At 73.4% G+C, this 22,818-nt stretch carries 21 protein-coding genes and 1 pseudogene; 6 read left to right on the top strand and 16 right to left on the bottom strand.

Annotation, left to right across the window (positions count from 1 at the left end; translation table 11 throughout):
• Positions 1-670: 670 nt before the first annotated feature.
• Positions 671-2,875: an FG-GAP-like repeat-containing protein gene (locus ABTZ17_RS19275; RefSeq protein ID WP_352196852.1), complete on the bottom strand. Its 2,205-nt coding sequence runs from the start codon at positions 2,873-2,875 to the stop codon at positions 671-673.
• A 252-nt stretch (positions 2,876-3,127) separates the two neighbouring features.
• Between ABTZ17_RS19275 and ABTZ17_RS19270 the strand changes: the two genes are divergently transcribed.
• Complete coding sequence (locus ABTZ17_RS19270) at positions 3,128-3,343, top strand: hypothetical protein (protein ID WP_352196853.1); 216 nt, start codon at positions 3,128-3,130, stop codon at positions 3,341-3,343.
• Positions 3,344-3,649: 306 nt separating this feature from the next.
• Here ABTZ17_RS19270 and ABTZ17_RS19265 read toward each other — a convergent pair.
• A pseudogene (locus ABTZ17_RS19265) lies at positions 3,650-4,096 on the bottom strand (phosphotransferase); the annotation flags it as partial.
• 390 nt (positions 4,097-4,486) lie between these two features.
• On the opposite strand from ABTZ17_RS19265, the gene ABTZ17_RS19260 reads away from it, so the two are divergent.
• Both ABTZ17_RS19260 and ABTZ17_RS19255 read left to right on the top strand, forming a co-directional pair.
• Positions 4,487-5,278, top strand: a complete 792-nt coding sequence (locus ABTZ17_RS19260) for a bestrophin-like domain (protein ID WP_352196851.1) — start codon at positions 4,487-4,489, stop codon at positions 5,276-5,278.
• Between the two features lie 280 nt (positions 5,279-5,558).
• Positions 5,559-6,179, top strand: a complete 621-nt coding sequence (locus ABTZ17_RS19255; RefSeq protein ID WP_352196850.1) for a hypothetical protein — start codon at positions 5,559-5,561, stop codon at positions 6,177-6,179.
• Positions 6,180-6,205: 26 nt separating this feature from the next.
• Here the strand turns inward: ABTZ17_RS19255 and ABTZ17_RS19250 are convergent, their stop codons facing one another.
• Together ABTZ17_RS19250 and ABTZ17_RS19245 are read right to left on the bottom strand one after the other, a co-directional pair.
• On the bottom strand, positions 6,206-6,688 hold the full coding sequence (locus ABTZ17_RS19250) for an Imm21 family immunity protein (RefSeq protein ID WP_352196849.1): 483 nt from the start codon (positions 6,686-6,688) through the stop codon (positions 6,206-6,208).
• A 187-nt stretch (positions 6,689-6,875) separates the two neighbouring features.
• Positions 6,876-7,499, bottom strand: coding sequence for a hypothetical protein (locus tag ABTZ17_RS19245; protein WP_352196848.1), 624 nt, complete (start codon positions 7,497-7,499; stop codon positions 6,876-6,878).
• A gap of 483 nt (positions 7,500-7,982) precedes the next feature.
• Between ABTZ17_RS19245 and ABTZ17_RS19240 the strand changes: the two genes are divergently transcribed.
• On the top strand, positions 7,983-8,144 hold the full coding sequence (locus tag ABTZ17_RS19240; RefSeq protein ID WP_352196847.1) for a hydrophobic protein: 162 nt from the start codon (positions 7,983-7,985) through the stop codon (positions 8,142-8,144).
• Positions 8,145-8,376: 232 nt separating this feature from the next.
• On the opposite strand, the gene ABTZ17_RS19235 is transcribed toward ABTZ17_RS19240, so the two are convergent.
• The 7 genes from ABTZ17_RS19235 to ABTZ17_RS19205 form a co-directional block, all read right to left on the bottom strand.
• Entirely contained in the window at positions 8,377-9,453 is a 1,077-nt protein-coding gene (locus ABTZ17_RS19235; protein ID WP_352196846.1) for a tetratricopeptide repeat protein, read from the bottom strand.
• Positions 9,450-10,817, bottom strand: a complete 1,368-nt coding sequence (locus tag ABTZ17_RS19230) for an ATP-binding protein (RefSeq protein WP_352196845.1) — start codon at positions 10,815-10,817, stop codon at positions 9,450-9,452. The genes ABTZ17_RS19235 and ABTZ17_RS19230 overlap by 4 nt, the downstream gene beginning before the upstream one ends.
• A gap of 81 nt (positions 10,818-10,898) precedes the next feature.
• Entirely contained in the window at positions 10,899-11,639 is a 741-nt protein-coding gene (locus ABTZ17_RS19225; RefSeq protein WP_352196844.1) for an NIPSNAP family protein, read from the bottom strand.
• 122 nt (positions 11,640-11,761) lie between these two features.
• Positions 11,762-12,190, bottom strand: coding sequence for an Rrf2 family transcriptional regulator (locus ABTZ17_RS19220; RefSeq protein ID WP_352196843.1), 429 nt, complete (start codon positions 12,188-12,190; stop codon positions 11,762-11,764).
• A gap of 195 nt (positions 12,191-12,385) precedes the next feature.
• The gene (locus tag ABTZ17_RS19215; protein ID WP_352196842.1) at positions 12,386-12,736 is read right to left on the bottom strand and encodes a DUF6479 family protein; all 351 of its coding nucleotides are present in this window, start codon (positions 12,734-12,736) and stop codon (positions 12,386-12,388) included.
• A 184-nt stretch (positions 12,737-12,920) separates the two neighbouring features.
• On the bottom strand, positions 12,921-13,208 hold the full coding sequence (gene ppnP / locus ABTZ17_RS19210; RefSeq protein ID WP_352196841.1) for a pyrimidine/purine nucleoside phosphorylase: 288 nt from the start codon (positions 13,206-13,208) through the stop codon (positions 12,921-12,923).
• Between the two features lie 253 nt (positions 13,209-13,461).
• On the bottom strand, positions 13,462-16,014 hold the full coding sequence (locus ABTZ17_RS19205) for a galactose oxidase family protein (RefSeq protein ID WP_352196840.1): 2,553 nt from the start codon (positions 16,012-16,014) through the stop codon (positions 13,462-13,464).
• Between the two features lie 673 nt (positions 16,015-16,687).
• Here ABTZ17_RS19205 and ABTZ17_RS19200 point away from each other — a divergent pair.
• On the top strand, positions 16,688-17,116 hold the full coding sequence (locus ABTZ17_RS19200; RefSeq protein ID WP_352196839.1) for a hypothetical protein: 429 nt from the start codon (positions 16,688-16,690) through the stop codon (positions 17,114-17,116).
• A gap of 121 nt (positions 17,117-17,237) precedes the next feature.
• On the opposite strand, the gene ABTZ17_RS19195 is transcribed toward ABTZ17_RS19200, so the two are convergent.
• Positions 17,238-17,585 (bottom strand): MmcQ/YjbR family DNA-binding protein, encoded by a 348-nt coding sequence (locus tag ABTZ17_RS19195; protein WP_352196838.1) that lies wholly within the window; start codon positions 17,583-17,585, stop codon positions 17,238-17,240.
• A 204-nt stretch (positions 17,586-17,789) separates the two neighbouring features.
• Between ABTZ17_RS19195 and ABTZ17_RS19190 the strand changes: the two genes are divergently transcribed.
• On the top strand, positions 17,790-18,083 hold the full coding sequence (locus ABTZ17_RS19190) for a hypothetical protein (RefSeq protein WP_352196837.1): 294 nt from the start codon (positions 17,790-17,792) through the stop codon (positions 18,081-18,083).
• Between the two features lie 146 nt (positions 18,084-18,229).
• Here ABTZ17_RS19190 and ABTZ17_RS19185 read toward each other — a convergent pair whose 3' ends face one another.
• The 4 genes from ABTZ17_RS19185 to ABTZ17_RS19170 all read right to left on the bottom strand — a co-directional run bounded on the left by ABTZ17_RS19185 (position 18,230) and on the right by ABTZ17_RS19170 (position 22,680).
• Positions 18,230-19,459, bottom strand: coding sequence for an acyltransferase family protein (locus ABTZ17_RS19185; protein ID WP_352196836.1), 1,230 nt, complete (start codon positions 19,457-19,459; stop codon positions 18,230-18,232).
• Positions 19,456-20,499 (bottom strand): alpha/beta hydrolase, encoded by a 1,044-nt coding sequence (locus tag ABTZ17_RS19180; RefSeq protein WP_352196835.1) that lies wholly within the window; start codon positions 20,497-20,499, stop codon positions 19,456-19,458. Before ABTZ17_RS19180 ends, ABTZ17_RS19185 begins: the two co-directional genes overlap by 4 nt.
• 184 nt (positions 20,500-20,683) lie before the next feature.
• Entirely contained in the window at positions 20,684-21,364 is a 681-nt protein-coding gene (locus tag ABTZ17_RS19175; protein WP_352196834.1) for a response regulator, read from the bottom strand.
• On the bottom strand, positions 21,361-22,680 hold the full coding sequence (locus ABTZ17_RS19170; RefSeq protein ID WP_352196833.1) for a sensor histidine kinase: 1,320 nt from the start codon (positions 22,678-22,680) through the stop codon (positions 21,361-21,363). Before ABTZ17_RS19170 ends, ABTZ17_RS19175 begins: the two co-directional genes overlap by 4 nt.
• Positions 22,681-22,818 lie beyond the last annotated feature (138 nt).

Below are 22,818 nucleotides of genomic sequence, written 5' to 3'. Positions count from 1 at the left end.
CCTCCCACCACCGCGGGGGGTCCCCACCCCCCACGGGGGGGTAGTTGGGGGCCGGGGGCAGCCCGGCCCCGGCCCCCCCCCCGGCGCGGGGCCCCACCGCTCCTCCGCGGTCCGCACCGCCGCACCATCGGCACGCTCGGCGGCGGCATGGCCGCGCTGTGAGGCCGTGGACACCCTCGTCGTTGCGCTCCGTGGCTCGTTTCCGGAGTTCAGCTGGACAGGCTGAATCCGCCGACTTGGTATTCCAGCCCCGCACGGAACTCCAGGTGCGGGATGGCGCTGCGCATGGCGGAGTACAGCGCGGGTGGTACCTCGTATGCCGCGGTGTCAAGGAATTCGTCGTCCCGGTCGGGGAACAGGTCCCTGATCCTCAGGTCTCCGCGCGGGTGAGGCCGGTGACATGAGCGGCGTCCTCGTCGCCGTCCCAACCGATGAGCTCCCACCCCACGGTCTCCGGGGTATCTGTGTCGAAGTCGTTCATGTGACCAGTGGTAGGCGCGAACTCGCCCGCGACCAGAACGTCAGGCTCCGGGCGGGTGTCACCGGGCCCGCGCTCCTCCGGGCGGCCACCCCCAAGACCTGTGATCGAGAGGGGGAGTCAAGGGGGTGTTCGTGGCGTCGGTCGGAGGGGGAGGCGGGCCCGCCTCCCCCTCCGATGGACCTCGGTGTGTCAGCGGAGGAGGTCGGTGGGGGTGTGGTCCGACAGGGGCAGGAGGGCCGACTCCGCCGGGGCGAAGGGGGCCTTCGCGTTGCCGGTGCTCTTGTAGAGCTTGGTCGACCGGGCGGACTTGCCGGGGGCGATGAGGTCGGGACGGCCGTCGCCGTCCACGTCGCCGGCGGCGATCAGGGGGCGGAAAGCGTTCCAACCGCCGCCGACCTTCGTGCGAGCGGCGAAGGTGCCGTCGCCCTTGCCCAGGTAGAGCCAGAGGACGCCGTCCTTGTCGCGGGCCACCAGGTCGCCCGCGGCGGCGCCCGCGATGTTCCCGACCGCCGTGATGTCGTTGTAGATGCCCCAGCTCGTGCCGATCTTCTTGCGGGGCAGGAACGGCTTCGTGGTGGTGCCGGTGCCGGTGTAGAGCCACAGCACGCCGGACTTGTCGACGGCGAGGGCGTCCGCGCGGCCGTCGCCGGTCAGGTCACTGCCCGAGGTGATCCGGTCGTAGACCTGCCAGCCGCCGCCGATCCGCACTCGGGTCCCGAAGGCACCGGTGCCCTTGCCCTCGTACAGCCAGAGGACTCCGGACTTGTCGCGGGCGAGGAGGTCGCCGACGGGGGTGCCGCCGAGGTGGCCGGCCGCCTCGACGCGGTCGTAGACGCCCCAGCCGGCGCCGATGAGCGCCTGCGGTCCGACTTCGTCGATGCCGCGGCCCGGGTCGACGGGACGGTAGAAGAGGTCGGTGCGCCACAGCCGGCCCGCGGAGTCGCGGGTGAGCAGGTCGGGGCTGCCGTTGTCGGTGAAGTCGTGCGGCTGCGTCGTGCGGACGACCTTGAAGGTGCCGCGGGCGGTGGCGGTGGGGCCGATGCCGTTGGCCGGTGGGGCGGTCAGCTCCCAGGTGTATTCGCCGTTGGGGACGGCCTCGTGCCGGTCGACGTCCTCCCAGCTGAACATCGGGTCGCCGCTTCCGACCGGGGCGGTCAAGGTCTCGGTCCTGCCGGTGCGCACGTGGCGGAGGACGAGCCGCGGGTCGTTCAGCGCGCGGGACGGCGTCCAGGTGAAGGTGAATCCGGTGGTGCGGTCGAGGTCCAGCTCCGCCGGGGGCACGCGGGTGGACGTGAGGGTGACCTCGGTGGGTTCGCCGGTCGCCGCGACGAGTGTCGCGCCCAGGGTGTCGCCCGTGGCCGTGAGCCGGTACAGGCCCTCGCCGCTGCCGAGGAGGCCCCCGCGCGCGTAGAGGCCGCCGTCGGGGGTCGAGACGAGTTCGTAGGCGTGGTCGAGGATCTTCACCGTGGCACCGGTGACCACGTTGTGGGCGGTGATCGCGTGGTGGGGGCCGGCGTAGGCGAGGCTCATGGCGCCCTTCTGCCCGTACACGACCCAGTCGCCGACCAGGCCGACCTGGAGGAGGCCGGAGGCGGGAGTGGTGGGTACCGGGGCCTCGTGCACGGTGCCGGTGGCACGGTCGGCGACGAAGACCCGGGGGGCCCGACTTGTGGGCGTCGCGTCGGACCAGGCGGTGCGGGTCTCGGAGACCGCGTGCGGAAGGGCCCCGGTGCCGGGGCTGAAGGTGCCGGCGGCCAGGTCGAGCAGGCCCCAACGGCTCACCGACGACTGGGTGAAGGAGACGAGGGCGTGGGCGGTCGTGGCGGGGGTGACGGTGACGGCGCCGGCGTCGGTGGGCAGACCCGTGACGGGCACTACGGCGGCTCCGTCCACGTGCTTGCGGAGTACCGTGCCGGCCTCGGTGGTGAGGGTCGTGAAGAGGGCGTCACCCGCGGCGCCCGCCCATCGCGCGTCGCCGGGCAGGGAGCCGACGGCGACCTGGAAGACGCCGTTCTTCTTCAGGTTCCGCTGCGTGATCGTGTACGTGCCCTTGTGGACGAGGTAGTCGGCGGTCGGGGTCGACCGCAGGTACACCGTGCCGTCGTACCCCTGTCCGACGCCGCCCGCGAAGTCACGGAAGGCCGAGATGCGGGAGGCGGAGGTGGTCAGGAAGCCGTTCAGCCCGACCCCGGCGAGCGTGCTCTTCTTGGGGTACGGGATGGGGGCGGCGGTCGCGAGGGCCGTTCCGCCACTTCCCGCGGTGGTCCCGGAAGGAGCCGCAGCGGCGGGCTCGGCGTGCGCGGGGGACGTCAGGGGCGTCGCCCCGAGCGTGACGGCCAGGACGGTGGTGACGAGACCGGCGAGCCGCCGCCGCGTCGGACGTGCCAGAGACACAGGGGTTCCTTCCGAGAACAACAGGCGCCCCGTGCGCCTCACGGTGTGAGACACGCGAGGCGCCGGAAGGTTGTACGAGCGTCCGGGGTGGTTTCCAGGGCTTGCCGCGGCGGGGCTCGGCGGCAGACCCCGCGGTACGCATGCGTGACGTGTACGGTGATGAATCGTTTCATTTGGGACCGGATCCCGTTGGTCTCGGGTGGCGTCCGGTCGATCGGTGCGCGGGTGCCGTGTCCTTCAAAGGGAGTGTGTGTGCACGATCGTTCGTTCTTCCATTGCCGTTCCTGCCGGGAGCCGCTGTACGCGACGAGTTCCGTGGCCGGCCAGGCGGACAGGGACTGGGAGGTCGATCATCAGGAGTCCGGCCGGTGGTGTCCGCTCGGTCATCTGATGCCGTTGACCGGTACGGCGCCGGATCCGCGCGCTCTGCCCGACGCGGTGCGCATCCTGCTGACCGTCGGCGAGTAGGCCCACGGGTCGCGGCGGGCCACCGGTCGAAGGCGCTCTCGCGGATCCTGCGGACCCGAGCCCGGGCCTGAGACGGTGCCGGGCTCCTGAGCGACATCGACCTGAGTGGCGCCGCCGGAGGCCGTCGAGCAAGTCCCTCTCGGTTTCGAGCAGATGGGGGTCGGCCAGCCGACGTCGGATTGCCGCGGGCAGGTCGGTGCGCCAGCCGACCCCGCAGCTGCGGGTCAAGGACCGGAGGAAGGCGGCCATCAAGAGCCGTTCGTGGGAGCGCAGTACGAGGCTGCGGAGGATGACCTGGGTCCTGGCGACGTCGGTCTCGGGCCGACCGGTGCGGCAGGTGGTCCAGTCGATGACGCGGGGGCCGTGCTCGGTGAGGATCACGTTCTCCGGGTGGAGGTCGAGGTGCAGGACGCGCGGGTCGTCGCCGCCGTCGGGGAGCCGGGGGAGCCAGTCCGGGGCGGGGAGGGTGTGCAGGTGTCGGTGCAGCCGCCCCAGCATCGTTCCGTAGGCCAGCGCACGCCACGGCCGTGCGCGCAGGGCCTGAGCCATGGTCGGTCCGTGCAAGCGCTCCAGGACCAGGTCCGATCCCTCCGCCGCGTACACCTTCGGCACCGGGTATCCCTGCTCGTCCAGCCGGCGCAGCAACCGCGCTTCCTGCCCGGCGGGTCCCCGACCCTCCCGGAAGCGCCGCAGCACTCGGCTCCCGTCCAAGGCGAAGACCTCCGCCTCCCGCCCCTGTCCGATCAGCTCCACTTTCCCGCCCCCGCCCCCGCCCCCGTCACGCACCCATGATCGTCCAACGGGACCGCCGCACGGAACAGCCTCCGGTGATTCGTGCGGGCCGGTGCACCGAGGGCCCGCCGACCGCAGTCGCCTCGCACAGCCCACGGCCGCTTCGAGCGCCACGAACCTGCGCCGACCCGAGCCCGTCGCCTCACCAACGCCGGACCACCGGGTCTGCCCTTGGGAGCACGCCGAGATGTCGGCGGCGTGGTCCGCCTGGCCGAGGGCGTGTCCCCCGTGGGGAGGTGGGCAATCGTTTCCGTTCTTCCGTGCCCGGTCTCCGGACCGGGAGGATCGGGCCGCCCCGACCGGTGGTTCGGGGAACCAGGCTCTGCCGGAGGTGGCTTCCCGTTGGCTCTCGTGATCATTGTCGCCGTCGTCGCGCTGCTCGCCGGTCTCGCGGCGAACCGCTGGTTGCGCCCCCGCCTGCTGGACGTCGAGGACGAGGAAGGGATGGCGGTCAAGGACCTCGTCGGCCCGCTCCTGACGATGACCGTGCTGCTGCTCTCCTTCGTACTCGTCACCGCCAACGGCTCCTACGGCAAGGCCGAGGTCGCCTCACGGGGTGAGGCCCGCGCCCTGGACCAGCTCGTGGAGACCGCCGAGTACGCACCGGCCGACGAGCGCGCCCGCGTCCAAGCCGACGCCGTCTGCTACGCCCGCGCCGTGCGGGTCCAGGAGTGGCCGGCGATGGCCGACGGCGACAAGTCCCCCGCTCCCAGCGTGTGGTCGACCGACGTCCGCACGTCCTTCAAGGACGTGGCCGGGCAACCCGTCTTCGGGATGCTCGTCGCGGCCGACAACAAGCGTTCCGACGAGCGCGAGGAACGCCTGACCCAGGCGACGTCCAGCATTCCGGGCACGATCTTCTGGTTCCTGCTGGCCACGTTGGTCGTCACGGTGACGGCACTGGGGATCTGCGTGCCCCGCCGCAACAACCGCGGCCAGATCCTGGCCCTGGTGGTGATCACCGGCCTGCTCACCACCGCTCTGGTGATCATCCGTGACGTCGACCGACCCTTCGGCGGCATCATCGACATCGCCCCCACCGCGATCGCGGAGGTCGAACGCCAGGCCCTGCGCGACTTCACCCGCTACCAGCCGGCATCCCGCCTGCCCTGCGACACCGAAGGCAACCGGATCGCCACCTGACCCCGGTGGCCACCACCCGCCCCCCAGCGCCGGGAGCGGCCCCTGCCCCCTTGGGCGGGGTCCCGCCGCGCGGTGGCCGTCAGGCCGGTCCGGTCCCGGACGCCTGATGTCGGTGCGACCGCTCGGGCGTCGGCCGACTGACGTGCTCAGGTCGCCGATCCCGTCCAAATCACTCCTGGTGGTGGGCCTGCGCGCCTGGAAGTGTTCGGACGATCACGTCCCGCGCCAGGGGCGACCGACACACTGGCGCTCCTGTGCGTCCACCGGCGGCGCGCTCGACGTGGCCTCCGTCAGCGTCGAGCCCACCCACTGGGGCACCAACACCGTCTACGCACGGGTACTCGACGGAGCCGGCAACTCCTCCCCGACCCGGTCGTACGCCTTCTACGTGCCGTGGAAGGACGGCGCCGTCGCCTTCGGTGACACCACCGGCGATGTCCGCTCCGACATCCTGGTCCCCGACATCGCGGGCAATCTCGTCACGCACGGCCGCGCCGACGAGGGCATTGGCCGCGGCGCGATCCCCAGCGGCACCGCGGCCACCGTGCTGCAGGCTCCGGAGGTCCCCTCCGGCCGCACCTGGAAGGACTACCGCACGGTTCACCGCGGCTCGCTCGACCCGGGCCGCAACGTCGACGACCTGTTCGTCCACCAGGAGCCGGCCACTGCCGGAGCCCTGGGCGGCGACCGCCTGTTCGTGTACGACAACACCCTCTCCGACCCGAGCCGGTTCACCCTGGGGACCAAGACCTGCCCGTGCCGGGCGAAGGACTGCGGAGGGATCACCGAAGCCGCATCCTGCCCCGTCCACGGCACCGCCGCCGCCCCGGCCCTGCCACGGCACCCGGCGGGCGGGGCCCTCCGGAGTAAGGCTCTCCGTCCCGCTGACGCTCGGCAGTGACTTCCCAGGGTCCTGGGAACGTCTGGTCAGTCCAACTCGACGAAGCGATGAACGCGAAAGGACGTGAGGTTGTTCGGTTCGATGTCTGCCGAGTCCACTCGGTAGCGGCCGGCGGAGAGGTCGAGGATGGTGCTGTCCGTGAGCGTCCCGACCTCGGTGCCGAAGTAGGCGGCGTCGAACATGACAAGCTCGCCGGCGGTGCTGAGTGCGGGTCCTTCCTCCCACTCGGCGTTGGGAAGACCGGTCCGGATGATGTCGGCGACGCCTTCCCCGCTCTCCGCGTAGTGCCAGCGGACGAGGACTCGGTGCTCGGGAAGGTAGGCAGTGGAGAGAGGTTCGTCCCCGAGGACGAGCGCCTCGGCTCCGTCGGGCAGTTCGAGGACCCCGACGAGATCCATCACCCCGCAGGCCCGGTCGTAGTCGCCCTCCGTTCCCGACCAGTGCGGCAGCGCGGTGCGGGCGGGCCTGCTCGCCTCGACCTCCCCTTGGCTGTCCCCGCTCCGGTCCACCCGCACCCACGGGCCAGCCCGCCCGCCGCGCCGCCGCGCGGGGTCACTCCACGCCACGCGAGCGCCTGAACCCGTACCTCCGCAACCTGCGGCCATCCCCACCGGCGTCAAGGGTCCGGCACCGGGCGAGACGTGCAGCGCGGCGATCTCCGGACCGACCGCCTCGCGGCATCTCCATCGGCACCACTCATCCCGTCGCGTCGGCGGTCCGTTCCGTGGCCCTGCGCCGCAGCGTCGCCTCCACACGAGCCCGCCACAGCGCCAACGGCTCCGGCATGCCGTCACCCACGAGGGGTGTGCCGGCGGGGGCTCCCTCGTGCCCGCGCCCCGCCTCCTGGTTCCTCTCGTACAAGGTCACCAGGTCGGCCAGCCGCGGAAGTTCCCGGCGCAACCGGTCGGCCCATTCGGGCGTCAGGAACCCGTGGTTCACGACGAACCGACCGTCGTCCCGGGCCGTTGTCACATACAAGAGGTGGCCGTCCGGGGACCAGAAGTACCGGATGTGGGGGTCCGGGCTCCAGCCCGGCGACGGGTACCGGGACAGTGCCTCGTGACGGGCCGTCGCCTGCTCATGGGTCATCCACGACCGGACCCGCCCCGCCTCCTGGTACTCCTCCTCGGTGAGCGGGACCCCGAACTCCCAGAGCCGGGGCAGCATCTCCAGCTGGGCGACCTCCCGGAGGCAGACGGCCCGGACCCGCTGGTCCCCCCTGAGGCGGGCGGCCTCCGCGTCGTGCCGGCGGCCTTCCAGACCCCGCTCCTGATCGAACCGCAACAGGGCTGCCCAGTCGAGCTGTTCCGCGGCGGCCATGCGTTGCCTCCCCCGGCCCGCTCGTACAGGGCCCTCGGCCGGGCCGCCGCAGCCCGGCGACCCTCTCCACCGGATGATCCTCCGTCCGGAGGTCCGGCGCCAGAGGCTCCGGCCCGCCGGGCGAGACCGCGGTAGGCACCCCAGCCGGGCCCGTACCCGCCGTTCACCTGCATTCCGCCGCCCGAGTTCTTCCACCGCGCCAGTTCCCCGGTGGTGCCGTTCACCGCGACCCGGTCGCGGTACCCGGCCCAACCGACGCCGTGGTTCCCCGCGACTTGCATGCCGCTCGTCAACACCGGCGAGGCATCGCGCTCGGCGGGCGCCGCCTGCCCCGGTTTTCTGCCAGGTCGGCAGGCGTTTGGTTCCGGCCAGAGGCCGGATTCGAGTGGACACGTATGCCCGCAGATGCGGATAAGAAACAAGTAAAGGCATGTGCATGGCAGGGGAAGGGCGGGGCATCCGGTGTATCGGAGGTTGATAATCATGGTTCCCCTGCTTCTCGTCCTGCTTCTCGTTCTGATCCTGTTCGGTGCCGGTTTCGCGGTGAAGATCCTTTGGTGGATCGCGATCGCGGTCCTGATCCTGTGGCTGGTCGGGTTCGTCGCCCGACCGAAGAACAGCTCCGGCCGCTGGTACCGCTGGTAGCCGAACGACCCGGGCACGACCCGGCGGCGATGTGACGGTGGGCCACCCCGCTCGACGCGGGGTGGCCCACCGTCATGTCCCGGCGCCGAGCGGCTCCTTCTGGAAGAGGCCGACCTCCCGGCAGGTCAGGCGGAACGGCTGGAGGCCGGAGCGCTCCCGACGGCCAAGGCTCCGCTTCGAAGTCGACACGTGCGTTCGGTCCCCGTCCGCGCGGGCGCGGGCGGTCACCCGGTCAGCCGCTCTTCCTCCTGTCGTACGCCATCGTCGAGAGGGATACGGCCAGGCCGGTGAAGAAGAGGACCTGCGGCACGCCCCGCTCCGTCCACGGGACCTGGGATATCAGCAGCGCGCAGAGGAGGGTCAGCGCCGCCTGTGCCACCACGATCCGGGCCCAGCGGCCGCGGCGCAGGAGCGAGCGGATGGTGAGCTGCACCCCGGTGCGCATCCGGCGGTAGCGCAACAGCGCGCCGAAGCCCCAGATCGCCGCCATGACCGCCAGGACCCAAAGGCGATTGCCGAGCGGTACGGGCAGCTCGCGCAGGACCGGGTCCTTGGCCGTGGCGAAGAGGTCGACCATCGTCCCCGCGGCCGCGAGACAGACCAGCGCGAGCCAGCGCGTCCCCCGCAGCAGCCGGTACGTGGCCCGGTCGAGGCCGCTGTGCAGCATCGAGGACTGCGGCGCGCCGGCCAGGGCCGCGGAGTAGATTTCCGCGGCCCCGGCGGCGGTGACGTCCGGGCCGCTCGCCACCGCGTCGGAGTACATGGCCCGGGCCGTCTCGTTGGACGGATCGAGGCGCAGCCATTCCACCAGGGCCTGCTTCGCGAGGTCCTGGCGCTCGATGCGCACGGCGGCGAAGCACAGGGCCTGGTGGGCGTCGGGCTCCTGCGGGGCCAGGCGCACGGCCTCGCGCGCCGCCTCGTACGCCCGCTCGTGGTCGGCGCGCGGGACCGTCGCGTAGGCGACGAGTACGCCGGACAGCGCGAAGTGCGCGGTCCAGGTGCCGGGCGCCCTGCGGACGGCCTCCTCCGCCGCCGCTCGGGCCTCCGGCTGCCTGCCGAGGCTGAGCAGCACCCGGGACAGCAGGATCAGCCCGCCCACGTGCCCGGGTGAGATCCGCAGCATCTCGGTGGCCGCCCGCTCCGCGAGTCCGTACTCTTCGAGGCGCTCGTGGGCGACGGCCATCATCTGCCAGGCCCAGTCGTCGTCGGGCTCCTCGGCGAGGTGCGGGGCCAGCACCGCCTTGGACTCCTCGAACCGCTCCGCCGCCTGCAGCGCGCCGGCGCGCGCCACCACCGGGTGCAAGGTCACAGCTTCCGCCTCTTCTTCAGGTACGTCACCAGGTCGTCGTACATGCCGCCCTCGTTGGCGAACATCGCCACGTTCCGCGCCGCCGCGAACCACGGTTCTGCCGAGGGGACCACCGACCTCGCCGCGTCGAGCAGGTCCTTCGTTCCGATCATGCGGATCCGGCCGGTGCGCACCGAGTCGAGCAGCGCGCTCTCGGCCGCCGTCTCGCACACGTGCGCCAGGTCCGCGCCCGAGAGACCGTCCGTAGCCTTGACCAGACGGCTCACATCGACCGCCTCGATGGGGCGTTCGCGCAGGTGGTAGCGGAGGATCGCCTCGCGGGCGGCGGCGTCGGGGGGCAGGACGAGCAGGGTGCGGTCGAGCCGCCCGGGGCGCCGCAGCGCGATGTCCACGTCCCAGGGGACGTTGGTGGCGGCGAGCACGAACACGCCGTCGTCGGCGGCGGAATCGATGCCGTCGAGCTCGGTGAGGAGCTGGTTGACGGTGTTGCGCAGACCGCTGTGCTGCGTACGGCCGCGCTTGGCGCCGAGCGCGTCCAGTTCGTCGAGGAAGACCACGCAGGGCGCCCGGCGGCGGGCGGTCTCGAAGACCTCGTGCATGTTCCGTTCGGAAGTGCCGATCCACATGTCGAGGACGTCGTTGAGGGACACGGACAGGAAGCCCGCGCCGAGTTCGCCCGCGACGGCGCGGGCGATGAAGGTCTTGCCGCAGCCGGGCGGGCCGTAGAGGAGGAGCCCACCCCGCAGGCTCTTGCCGTACAGCTTCCGCAGTTCGGGGTTGCGCATCGGCGCGAGGAAGGCGGCTTCGAGGCGGTCCTTGACCTCCTGCATCCCGCCGACGTCCGCGAGCCGCAAGGCGCCCGGAGCGGCCACCTCCCACGCCTCGGCGCCCCCGGGGTCACCGCCGCCGCAGGCGCTCTGCGGGGGTTCGACGAAGCGAGGTTCGACGATCCCGTCGACCTCCTGCTCGGCCGCCCGCCAGTCGAACCCGGCTCGGGGGGACAGCTCTTGGGGGGCGGCCGCGGGGGTGCCGCCCGCGTCTGCGGACGCTGCCGAAGCGGTGGATTCCGCGGGCTCTGAGAGCTCGGCGGGCTCGGCGGGCTCGACTGGTTCAGCCGACTCCGTGCGCGGCGGCGGGCCCGCCGGCATCCCCATCGCTCGCACCATCAACTCCCGGGCCTGTGCATCCCCCGGAGCGTGCTGCAGCACCGCCGCGGCCTCCGTCACCGCGGCGTCGCACAGGCCGGCGGACAGCAGCAGGTCCACGAGGTGAAGCCGCAGGGGTACGTCCCCGGGAGCGGCGGCCACGGCCGTGCGCAGGCTTCGTATCAGCGGGGATTCAGGGGCGGTCGGCTCTTCGAGCATGATCCATGTTTACGCGGGACCGCCGAGGCGAGTCCAACCGGGGATGCCCGACACCGGCGCCACCCCCGGCATGGCGGGGTGTCAGCGCAACAGCGACCGGGCAGTGGGGGCCAAGCGCAGTCGCTGCGGGGGCCTGGCCGCCCAGCGGCGTGTGAGCTCCGGTTGCAGCGCGCGCCAGTCCGTCGCCTGGCGCAGCCGCTCCAGACGCACGTCGGCGCGGGCCGCGTCGGGGAAGCGGGCGAACCACACGAAGACCTCTTCGCCGCTGCGCACCGGCAGTTGCGGGAAGGTGTTCGGGGCGTGCTCCGTCTGCAGCCAGGACAAGGGCTCGACACCGGCCGCGGCCAGTACGGGTCGCACGCGGCTCCGGAAGAACTCGGCGGACTCCGCGTCGAAGGGGCGGTTGCCGTACCAGACCGTGGCCAGGACGAGCGGGGACGGCGGCTGCGCCGGCTCGCCGGGGGCGGGCCGGGTGCCGGGCTCCGGCAGCGCGAAGCCGCTGTCCGCCGAGACCGGCCGCAGCAGGAGCACGTCGTCGGAGTCGGCCATGGTCGCGTTCGCCGCTTCGCGGTGCGCGTGCCAGACCGGCCCGCCGTAGAAGCGTCGGAGGGCTTCGGCGCGCTGCGGCATGTCCTCGAAGCCGCGCAGCCAGACGAACCGGTCCGGGTGGTCCATGTCGCGGAACTGTCCCAGGAGGGTCGCCCCCGCGGCTTCCTGGGACTCCACGAACTTCCTCTCGAACAGCTCGATCAACTCGTCGCGCCGTCCCGGATACAGGGTGTACTGCCGCAGTTCGACGACTGGGCACGGGTGGGTTCGCACCGGTCCCGCCTTCCGCTCGATTGATGGAACGATTTCTGTTACAGCCGACCGTGTGAGGCGCCCGCGGCCGGACGGCCCCGCGGTCGTGCAGGGGGCGGTGGTCAGTGGTCAGTGGTCAGTGGTCAGTGGAGGAGTGTTTCGCGCAGGACGTCGGCGACGGAGGTCCCGGCCAGTTCCCGCCGCATGGCGCGCTCGACCCGGTCGTAGACCCCGCCGAGGGCGGGCCGGATGCCCCGGCCGACCGGGCACAGCGGATTGGGGTCGGAGCGGTGCATCCCGAAGGGGGGCTGCGCGTCGACGGCGTCGTACACGTCGAGCAGGGTGATCGCCTCGGGTTCGCGGGCCAGGCTCCAGCCCGCTCCGGCGCCGTGGCGGACCTCCACCAGGCCGGCCCGTTTCAGATCGCCGAGGCTGCGTCGGATCACGACCGCGTTGGTGTTGACGCTGGCGGCGACCTGCTCGGAGGTGAGTACCTCCCGGCCGCTGCGCTGCGCGAGCGCCAGCCAGGCCAGCGCGTGCGCCGCGACGGTCAACCGACTGTTTGCCGCCATCACCCCTCCTTGTCGCAACAGTTTCTGTTACAGCGACTTCCCCGTCAAGGGCGGATCAAGGGCGGGTCGAGAGCGGGTCAAGGGGGGATGGTGCGCGGTGTCGGCGCATGCCGAGGAGGCTGCCGGCAGCACGCCGACGGCCTCCCCCGGGGCGCGGGGCCGCCGCGCCCCGGGGGAGGGGCGGATCAGACCGGGTCAGGGGGTGCGCAGGTGGTGCCGGCGCCATGGGCGGAGCGCACGGGGCTCCTCGTGGACGGGGTCCGCGGCCCCCTCGGGCTCGGGCTCGGCCGCGGAACGGCTCCCGAAGTTCCCGTACCCCATCATTTCGTGCGGACCCAGTCCCCCCTTGGGGAAGTCCACGTACGCGCGGGCCCCGCGCACCTCGCGGACCGGGCCGCCGTCGGGCAGCCGGGGGTGGTCCTCCGGCGCCGGGGGCGGTCCCTCGCGGTCCATCACGCGCATCCCGGCCCAGAACGCCAGGACCAGGAACGCGGCCACGGCGATCCCCACCGCGAAAAACGGCCAGATATCGGCGAAAGTCTCCATGACGGTCCTTCCCGTCCGGGTCGACCTGCTTCCGTGCGACGCCGCCCGGCAGGGCCTGAGCGACGCCCGGTGCACTCTCCACGGGGTACTTCGCACCCCGGGGCGCGGCCGGATGCAGATGCGGCCGATACAGGCGAGGCCCTCCCGGTGGCCGAGGCCGCCGGGAGGGCCGGCGGCCGTGCCGTCAGTCCCCGTACTCGCAGAGGTAGGCGGTGTCGGTCTCGACCCTGAGCCGGAACCTGCTGTCGCCCGGAACGTGGAAGCGGGCACCGGGGCCGAAGGTCTCCCAGTCGGCCGCACCGGGCAGCCGGACCGTCAGCGCGCCCGAGACGACGTGCATGGTCTCCCGCTCGGCCGTACCGAATTCGTATTCCCCCGCGGCCATGACGCCCACGGTCGCCGGACGGCCCCCGCCCCGCTCGAACGCGATCGACGCGACCGAGCCGTCGAAGTACTCGTTGACCTTGAACACGCGCATCCTCCTGGAGAAACGGGCCGGGCACGACCGCCGCCGGCCTGCCCGGAGCGCAGACTAGTTCGCCCCGAAGCACCGATCCGCGCAGGTCCACGATGCGGACCGGGCGTCCCGGCCGCCCCCGCGGCTGAAGTTTGGTGGGACACGCCTTGCCCCGGGCCCGTCTCGCGGGCCCGGGGCGCGCTGCACGGCCTCCGGTACGCGGTGCCCGGCTTCACCGGGCCCCGTCCGAGCCGTCGCCGCCGTACCGTCAGGAGACGGTGAGGAAGCGGGCGATGCTCGGCACGCCCTGGGCGTCCAGGGCGAAGAGCATGTAGGTGCCCGGCAGGACCACTCCCGTGTCGGCCGGGAGGGACACCGTGTACGCGCCGGTGCCCGCGGGCGCCGAGACGAGGGGCACGCGCCGCTGGTCGTTGTCCGTGGAGTGGGTCGCGGCCGCGGCCCGCATCAGGACGAAGGAGGAGACCGGGCTCCCGGTGGTGAGGGTCAGCGCGGTGCCGGCCGCGGCGCGGGGCGGTACGCCGCCGGTGATCACGGGCCGAGGCCTGGGAGAGCCGTCGGCTTCGAGCAGGTACGGCGGTGTGAAGACGGCCCCGTCGGCGTGGTTGGTGGCGCAGTCCCCGCACAGGCCGCCCCCGCCGGAGAAGACCCGCCCGTCGGGCAACAGGTTCGCGACGCTGTGGTAGTTGCGCGGTACGGCCATGGTGGCCAGCGGGGTGAAGGTCCCGGTCGCCGGGTCCCACAGCTCGGGGGTGAGCACCGATGTGGCGTCGCTGAAAGGCACGGGGTACGCCTGCCCGCCGAAGACGGCGACCTTCCCGTCGGGCAGCACCACGCTGTTGCCGAAGGCCCGGGGGTGGCGCATGTCGCCCGTACGCGCGGCCCGGACCGCGGTGCCTTCGACGGCGACGGTGTACGCGCGCCGCGTGGCGGGCGAGTTCTCGTAGGCGGGGGAGCCGCCGAGGGTGAGCAGCTTGCCGATGTCGTACGCGACGGCGTTGCCGGTCATCGCGTCCTGGCTGTCGGCGCGGGGCCCGACCGGGGTGATGCTGCCGTTGCCCGTGGTCGTGATCCAGTTCATCTGCCTGCTGGGCCCGAGCTGGAGCACCCTGCCACCTGAAGTTCCGTACAGCCACATGTGGTTGTCGGCCCGGTAGGCGCCGGCCGGGTCGGCCGTCAGGGCCGGGGCGGCGGGGACGCCGGGGAGAGAGCGCCACGTGCGAGTGTCCGGGGACCAGACCTCGCCGCCCTTGTCGCCCGCGGCCCCGCTCCAGGAACCGCCCAGGACGAAGGCCTCGCCGGTGGAGAGCAGGGTCATGGCCTGGTAGCCACGGGCGGTGTTCATGCGGGTGGTCGTGGACCAGGCGTCGGTGGCCGGGTCGTAGATGCTCGCCTTCTCGGCATTGCTGCCGCCGGTGACGAGGACCCGGCCGTCCGCGAGCATGGCTATCCCCGGGCAGAACATGTCGTGGCCGGTGTTGTCGATGCGGCGCTGGGTGACGCGGCCGGTCTTGAGGTCGAAGACGGCCGTCTGCGTGTAGCCGCTGCTGCCGCCGAAGCGGTCGACGGCGTACGCCGACCAGGCGAGGAGCTTGTCGCCCGGCAGGACGGCGGTGGCGACGGGCACCAGGGGGAAGCCGATGATCCGGTCCCAGGAGCCGTGCACGGCCGGGGCGGCCGGTCCGCTCAGGCGTATCTCCGCGGCGGAGGCCCAGGGTCCGCGGCCGCCGGCCTCGCTGGTCACCGTCAGGCGGACGTGGCGGGCGTCCACGGTACGGGTGAACGTCGCGGTCTTCACGGTGTCGTCGTCGCGCCAGGTGCCCGCGGCGACAGGTGCGCCGAAGGTGGTGCCGTCGGTGCTGGTGGTGACGGTGTACGTGCCCGCGCGCCCGTTGGACCCGCCGGTGCGGGGCTGGTACACGAGGGCGGAGACGGCCGCGGTGCGGTGCATGTCGAGGGTGACGGTGTGCGGCAGCGGGGCCGGGGTGCCGGACCACCTGCTGTGCCAGATGGTGGCGGCGTCACCGTCGAGGACGTTCGCGGCGCGGCCGTCCTCTCCGGTGGTCTCCTCGTCGCTCGCCGTGGCGGTCCAGCCGGTGCGGGGCAGGTCGACGGTGGCGGCGGGGGTGCCGGGATCGCCGAGCAGGTCGAGCTCCGCGGCGGAGGTCCACGGGCCGCGGTTCCCGGCCTCGGTGACGGCGGTGAGCCGGACGAACCGGGCGCCCTGCGGGGCGAATCCGAGGGTCTTGGGGGAGGCGTCGTCCGCGAGGGTGCCGGTGGCGACCGGGCTCCCCCAGTTCTGCCCGTCGGCGCTCAGGTGGATGCGGTACTCGCCCACTCGCCCGTTGGCCCCGCCGGTGCGGGGCCGGTACACGAGGGCGGAGACGGCCGCGGTGCGGTGCATGTCGAGGGTGAGGGTGTGCGGCAGCGGGGCCGGGGTCCCCGTCCACCTGCTGTGCCAGATGGTGGCGGCGCTGCCGTCGAGGACGTTCGCGGCGCGGCCGTCCTCTCCGGTGGTCTCCTCGTCGCTCGCCGCGGCGGTCCACCCGGTCCGGTCGAGGAGGGGGGCGGACGGCTCCATCGCGTTCGCAGGGGCGACCCGGTGGTGCGGCGACTGCCGCGCCGTCTGCTGCCCGAAGGCGTCGGCCCCCGACCGGGGACCCGGGCCGCTGCCGCCCGGCCCGGTGCTCGCCACACCGAGCCAGGGGGTGACGCCGACGAGCAGCGAACCGAGGGCGAAGGCGACGAGCCAGGGCGAACGGCGCAACCCCCGGGCGAGGGCGCGTATGCGTCGGTACGGCAATCGGACCTCCAGGACGGACCGTGCCGTGGCGGCCACGGAAGGCTGAGGCCCCCAGGAGACCAGCCGCTCCCGAGCACCTCAACGTTCCGGCGGGGTAGTTGGCCGGATCGCGGCCGACTGCGCCGCGATGTCTCCGCATCCCTCGGCACGCGGCGGGCCGGCCGTGGTGCGCAGGGCACCGGCGGTGGCTTCCTCATCGTCGAGGATCAGCGGCGATATGGCGGCGCCGGCGGCGAGGCGGCTGCCGCCGCGGTGCTGGCGGCGCCCTCGACCGGGTGGTCGGGCGGCCCCGCACCCGTTGCGGACGTCACCGGCCCCCGTTGGGCGGGACAGGATACGGGGTCGGGGCGGGGGCCGGGCATCGCTCGTTCAGGGAATGGGTCGGAGCCCATTCGGGGGATAGCGTGAGGGGGTCGCGCGCTTCCTCCCGCTCGTGCGGAAGTGGAGGGCCCTTCTTCGATCCGGGACGGCACCCTTGAACCGGTTCATCCCCGCGCACCATTCCCCTGTCCACCCGCGCCCGTCGGTCGGCCACGGGTCGGTCGGGCACCACTCCGACGGACCCGGGGCCGCCCGATCACCGGGACAGGGCGAGTCAGGGGTCCGCTCCCGGCACGCCGCAGGGGAGACTTCGCAGGCCGGCCGCACCGCATGCCGCGGGATGTACGCCGGGATGCGGACCCTTTCGATACGGGCCGAGGAACTGGTGAGCGGCGGGGTGTGGGCGGTGACGGAGGAGGAGGCCGGGCTGGCGTGCGGGGCCGCTTCGGGTCTGGCCGACGCGATGGGGCCGCAGGTCGGGCGGGACCGGGCGGGGTTGCCGGATCGCGAGCGGCTGATGTGCCTGCGCGAGGCCCTGGCGGTCCTCGCCCTGACCATGGCGCGTGCCCGCGGGCATCTGGCATGGCTCCTGGCCGCGGGGAGCACCGAGCTGGTGCCGGTGCTGCAGTGGCGAGCTGCGACGGCGGATCCGGTCCGGGCCTTCGGCACGGTCCGGCCCTCCGTCGCCGACCTGGCCGACGCCGAACAGGCGGCCCACCACCTCCACACCACCCTCAGCCTGCTGCCCGACCACGCCCGACAGCAGCCCCACCCGGCATGATCCGACTCGGCGGTCGTGCGACGACCCGGCCGCCCGAAGGCGCGCGCCACGCCGTGGGGATCAGCCGTTGATGGGGAGGTCGTCACGGGTCCAAGAGGACCGGTTGCCGCCCGTCACCTGTTCACCGCTCGGGAATTCCGCCGGTTCCTCGAAGCCTTCGGGGGGCCCGCGCGTCCCATGCCTCGGTCAGGAGCTCGGCCAGGTGCCCGGTGTCCACGCGGTCGAGGTGGATCAGGACGCTGGCGTGCCCCTCGTAGTGGTCGGTGGTGAAGAACTTCTCCGGCTCGGCCGCCAGGAGGGCTTCTCGGTCTTCGAGGCTCTCGCGCCAGCACACCAGCACGCCGGGTCGCTCGGGCAGGCGGGCGAAGATCTTGCCCGCGACGTAGAAGGCCGGAGTGCCGTGGCAAGGGCGCTCGGTCACTTCGGGAAGGGCCGTGGCGAGTCGGCGGACGTCGTCCTCGGTGCTCATCGCGGTCTCCTCCGGTGGCGTCGGTCCCTGCGGTTCGATGCGGCTCGATGCGGCCGTCGGCTTTCCGGCGGGCACCCCCTCCCGAATGTACGCTCCGTGGCGCGCCGGGGACCCGATGCCCTGGACCCCTCGGTGGTCCCGAACTCCGGACCGGAACGGAGAATCCGCCCGGTGGATGCCGCTCCGCGGGGTACACGGGTCGACATGGCACCGAAGAGCGAACACCTGATGTCCCTGCGGGCCGTACGCCAGTTGCGCCGGGTCCGCGCCCTCTACATGGCAGGCGTCCTGCTGTGGATGGCCGCGGCGGCCTGGTCCGCGCGCGTCGACCCGGGCAGCCGGCAGACCTGGGTATGCCTCCTCCTGCTGGCCGTCTTCTCCGGCCTTCTCACCACGGCTTCCCTCCTGCTGTCCCGCCTCCGGGCCGCTCGGAGTACCGCGCCCGCCCACCACGCCGCACCCCGGCGGGCCGCCACCCCACGGCACGCGGGGGCCTGACCTTCCTGCTGCGGCCGTCCCGCCCCACCTCGGCCCCGTCACCAGGCCGGCCCTGAGCCGACCGTCACGGGCCGAGGCGGGGTCCGGCGAGCGAGGCCGAGGCCGGCGTCGCGGGTCGGGCCGGTCAGGCCAGGCCCAGGGCGGGGTCAGGCCAGGCCCAGGGCGAAGGAGGCGAACAGCGCCGCGAGAACCCCGGCCACCAGGTTCCGTGCCACCGAGAAGCGGCGGCCCGCTCGCGGCGGGGCCTCGAACCGACGGGTGTGGCGGGCGATCACCACCAGCAGGACGGAGAACACCGGCAGCCACGCGGCGCGCGCCACGATCCACCCCGGGCTGTCGGGCGCGGTGGTCAGCCCCGGCACCGCTCCGGCGAACGAGCCGGGCACGGCCGCCGCGAGCATCGCCGTCTGGTGCCAGCAGAGGACCGTCATGGCACCGAGGTTGACGAGGACCACCGGGGCCCACCACAGGGGCCGGTCCAGCAAACGCGCCAGCCGGTCGCGCAGCAACACCGCGGCTCCGGACTGGGCGGCGGCCAGGGCCAGGACCAGCAGCGACGGCGGATGCGAGTTCGTGCGCTCCGCACCCGGCACCCCGACCATGGACGGCGGGTAGTGGAAGACCGCGAGCAGCACGACGAACAGCACCGTTCCCCCGACCAGGAGCAGGCGGGCCCCGCGCCGCCCGATGCGGCCCTCGCCCCAGGACACGCCCAGCTGGTAGCCGAAGAGCCAGCCCGGCAGGAGGTTGAGGAGGGCCAGCCAGCCGGGTACGGCCCCGGCCACCGGCCCGTACCGCAGCAGGTCCACGAGGGCGACCCAGCAGATCAGGGGAGCCGCCGCCCAGCCGCCCAGCCTCCGGGTGGCGCGCACGCAGTACGGGGTGAGGGCGGTGACCACCGCGTACACACCGACGAACCACAGCGGTTGGACCACGAGGGTCGCCGCCGTCCGCAGCGTGGTCAGGGGTACGCCGGCCACGTGGAGCAGGGGTGCGATCAGCGCCCAGACGACGGTAACCCCGAGGACCGGGCGGCCCAGACGCACCAGGCGTCCCTTCAGCCAGCTCGCCGTGGACCCGGCCCTCCGTCGGTAGGAAAGGGCCGAGGCGCAGCCACCGACGAGGAAGAAGAGGCCGAGCATCTGGAGGACCCAGCTCGCCGGGGCCAGGTGCCCGAAGGTGGTGAGGGGGCTGGCGTTGTGCAGGGCGCCGGAGGGGTCGCGGGTGAGGCCGCCGAGGAGCCAGTGCCCGGTGGGCACGGCCAGCAGGGCGAGGGCGCGCAGTCCGTCGAGGGCGCGGTCGCGGTGGCCGGGGGTGCGGCGGTCGATCCGCGCGGCCTGTTCGGTGATCCTCGTCCGTAGCGCCCGCCGGTTCATCGGGTGCTTCCGTTCGCGATGCGGGCGAGGGCGGCCAGAGTGCGAGTGCCGGGAGCGAAGTAGCCGGTGTGGCCGCGGACTTCGGAGGTGGGGAGCGGATGTGCGCCGAAGTCCGCGGAGATGGGGTCGGCCCCGTGGCCGAGTCCGGCGAAGCGGACGTGCGGGACGTCGGCGATCCAGTCCGAGGGGCCCCGGCCGGCCCAGACACGGGCCCGGGTGCCGAGGTCCGCGACGGTGTCGGCGCGCATGCCGGGGGAGCCGAGGGCGACGACGTCGGTGGCGTCGGTGTGCCGGGCGGCCAGTCCGCACACCACGGAGCCGTAGCTGTGGCAGAACAGCGCCGGGTCGGGGGCGCCCGCCGCGTCGAGGCCGCGTGTGAACCGGGCCAGTCGCACCGCTCCGGCTTCGGCGAGTCGCCCTCCGGCGGCGTCGACGCCGACGCCCACGGGGGTGGTGTAGCCCACCCACGCGATGACGGCGGTGTCGGCTCCCGCCGCCGCCCGCAGGGCACGTGCCATCCCGGCGGGGCCGGTGGCGGGCGTCCGGGGGGCGTCGTGGCGGCTCGCGTCGTTGTCGGATCCGGGTACGACCACCGCCACGTGCGCGGCGCCTTCCAGATCCCCGAAGACCTCGGCGACCTGGCCGCGGCCCCGCGGGTCGAAGGCGAGGATCCGCCGGCCGGGGGCCGCGAGTGAGGCGTAGCGGGCTTCCCCGGTGGCGAGGACGGCGGCCCGGTTGGCCCGGTACCGCAGGTGCGGGGGGATGCCGTCCAGGTTTCCGACCACGAGGGGGTGGGTGCGCAGCAGGCGTTCCCGGGTGGGGCCGTCGAGTGCGGCGAAGAAGCGGGCCAGTTCGGCGGGCGTGCTGTCGACCGGATCGGGCAGGGGGCGTCCGCGGGCCGTGTCGGCCCGCCAGGCGGCCGTTCCCGGCGGCGGTCCGGTGACGGCGTTCTGGCTGTCGCCGGCGGCCCATCCCGCGGTGCCCGCCACCGTGGCCAGCACCAGTGCGGCGGTGGCGAACATCCTCGTGAAGCGGCGCATGCCCCTTCCCCTCTCCTCCTGACGGACCGTGACGGGGAGGAAGGTAGGAAGAAGGTGTGCGAAGGCGCCTCACACCGGGGAGCCAACCGCGATGTCATACCTGGGTAGGGGGTGGCGGAGGACGCGGACCCGGGGGAAGGGACGGGGGACGACGGAGGGGGGGAGGTGTCCGTCGTCGTCCGGGTCAGGCGCCGTCCCCCGGGCGGACCAGCCCGGTCTCGTAGGCGAAGATCACCGCTTGCGCCCGGTCGCGCAGGTCGAGCTTGGCGAGGACGCGGCCGATGTGCGTCTTCACCGTCTGTTCGGCGAGCACCAGGTGTCCGGCGATCTCTTGGTTGGACAGCCCGCGGGCGATGAGTTCCAAGACCTCGGTCTCCCTCGGGGTGAGGCCGTTGAGCCGCAGGGCGGGGTCCTTGCGCGGGGCCGGGCGCTGCCGGACGAGGTCGGCGATCAGGCGGCGGGTGACCGAGGGCGCCAAGAGCGCCTCACCCGCGGCGACCACACGGACGGCCGCGATCAGATCGGCGGGCGGGGCGTCCTTGAGGAGGAACCCGGAGGCCCCCGCGCGCAGGGCTTCGTAGACGTAGTCGTCGATGTCGAAGGTGGTCAGCATGAGCACCTTCGGCCGGTGCACGACCCCCGGCGGGGGAGTGAAGATCTCGCGGGTCGCCGTCAGGCCGTCCATTTCCGGCATGCGCACGTCCATCAGCACCACGTCGGGGTGTGCGGTGCGGGCCAGCCGGACGCCCTCGCGCCCGTCCGGGGCCTCGCCCACCACATCGATGTCGGCCTGCGCCGACAGGAGTGCGGCGAATCCCGCCCGTACCATGGCCTGGTCGTCGACGATGATCACCCGGATGGTCAACTCGGTTCCTCAGCAGTGTGGTTCAGGGGCATTCTGGCGGCGACCCGGTAGCCGCCGTCGGGGAGCGGCCCGATGTCGAGGGTTCCGTCCGTCAACCGTACGCGCTCGCGCATCCCCACGAGGCCGTGCCCGGTGCCCGCGTGCTCCAGGGCCACCGGTGCCTCGCGGGCCGGTCCGTTGACGATGAGGACGAGGAGTTCCTCCGCGTCGGTGCTGACCGTGACGCGGGTCGGGGCGCCGGGCGCGTGCCGGACCACGTTCGCGAGGGCCTCTTGCACGATCCGGTAGGCGGACAGGTCCACGACGGGCGGAACCGCTGCGGCGGCCCCGGTCGCCAGGGAGAGTTCCACGGGCTGCCCCGCGGCCACGGTGGCCTCGATCAACTGCTGGAGGCGTGCCAGGCCGGGCTGAGGGGCGAGTTCCCCGTCCCGGTCCTCCCCGCGCAGCACGGTGAGGAGACGGCGCATCTCGCCCAGCGACTGGCGGGCCGAGCCCGCGATGGCCTGGAACTCCTCCTGTACCGCCGCGGGCATGCCCGGGAGCCGGTACGGGGCCGAGTCGGCCTGCACCGTGATCACCGACATGTGGTGGGCGACCACGTCGTGCAGCTCCCGGGCGATCCTCGCCCGTTCCTCCAGGAGGGTCCGCCGGGCCCGTTCGGCCTCGCTGATGTCCTCCTGCTCGGCGATGCGCCGCCGGGCGTCGTCGTAGCCCCGGAACGCTCCTGCCGCGCCGAGCACCACCCCGCCGAGCACGAACAGCAGCAGCGCGGTGTCGCTCACGCCGTCCGGGCGGACGGCGTGCAGCAGCAGCCCGACCGCACCGGTGGCGAGTGCCACCGCGGCGAGGGTCCGGGCGGACTCGCGCAGGCCGAGACAGACCAGGGCGAGCAGGTAGCCGACGATCGTCATGGGCGGCCAGGGCCAGCCGTGTCCGGCGACGTGATCGGCGTGGACGAGGACGAGGGCCCCCGCGGTGTCCGCGGCGAGCACCAGCGACCACGCCGTCAGCGGCCTGGTCGTGGCCAGGAGCAAGGGCACGGTCTGGGCCACGCCCAAGGGGCCGGCCCAGCCCCCGGACATCCCGTAGTCCCGGCTCAGGACGGTGATCGTGACGGGCAGCAGCACCAGCACGGCGGTGGCGGCGAGGAGGTGGGGCAGCAGCCGCTGCCAGGCCTTGGGGGCGCGGGCGAGCAGTGGTTCCGCGGTGCGGGCGGGTGAGCGCAGGGCGCCCGCCGGCCAGGAGTACGGGCGCGGGCCCCGGCCCCCCGGGCCTGCGGGGGTATCGGACCGTCCGGCGCGCGTGGGATCACTCATGATCACCCATTCTGGCCCCCGGACGTCCTCGGGCCAACGCACCCGACCCTCCGGCCCCGCCCCGGCCCGCCCCGGCCCGCCCATGCTCTCCCCGGCCCGCTCCGGGCCCGCGATGCGGAGGCCGCTGTGTCCTCGCTG

Source organism: Streptomyces sp. NPDC097619, from assembly GCF_040302735.1.
Classification (GTDB): Bacteria; Actinomycetota; Actinomycetes; order Streptomycetales; family Streptomycetaceae; genus Streptomyces.
Note: the sequence above shows the minus strand (reverse complement) of the source record. Positions and strands in the feature narration are given on the sequence as shown.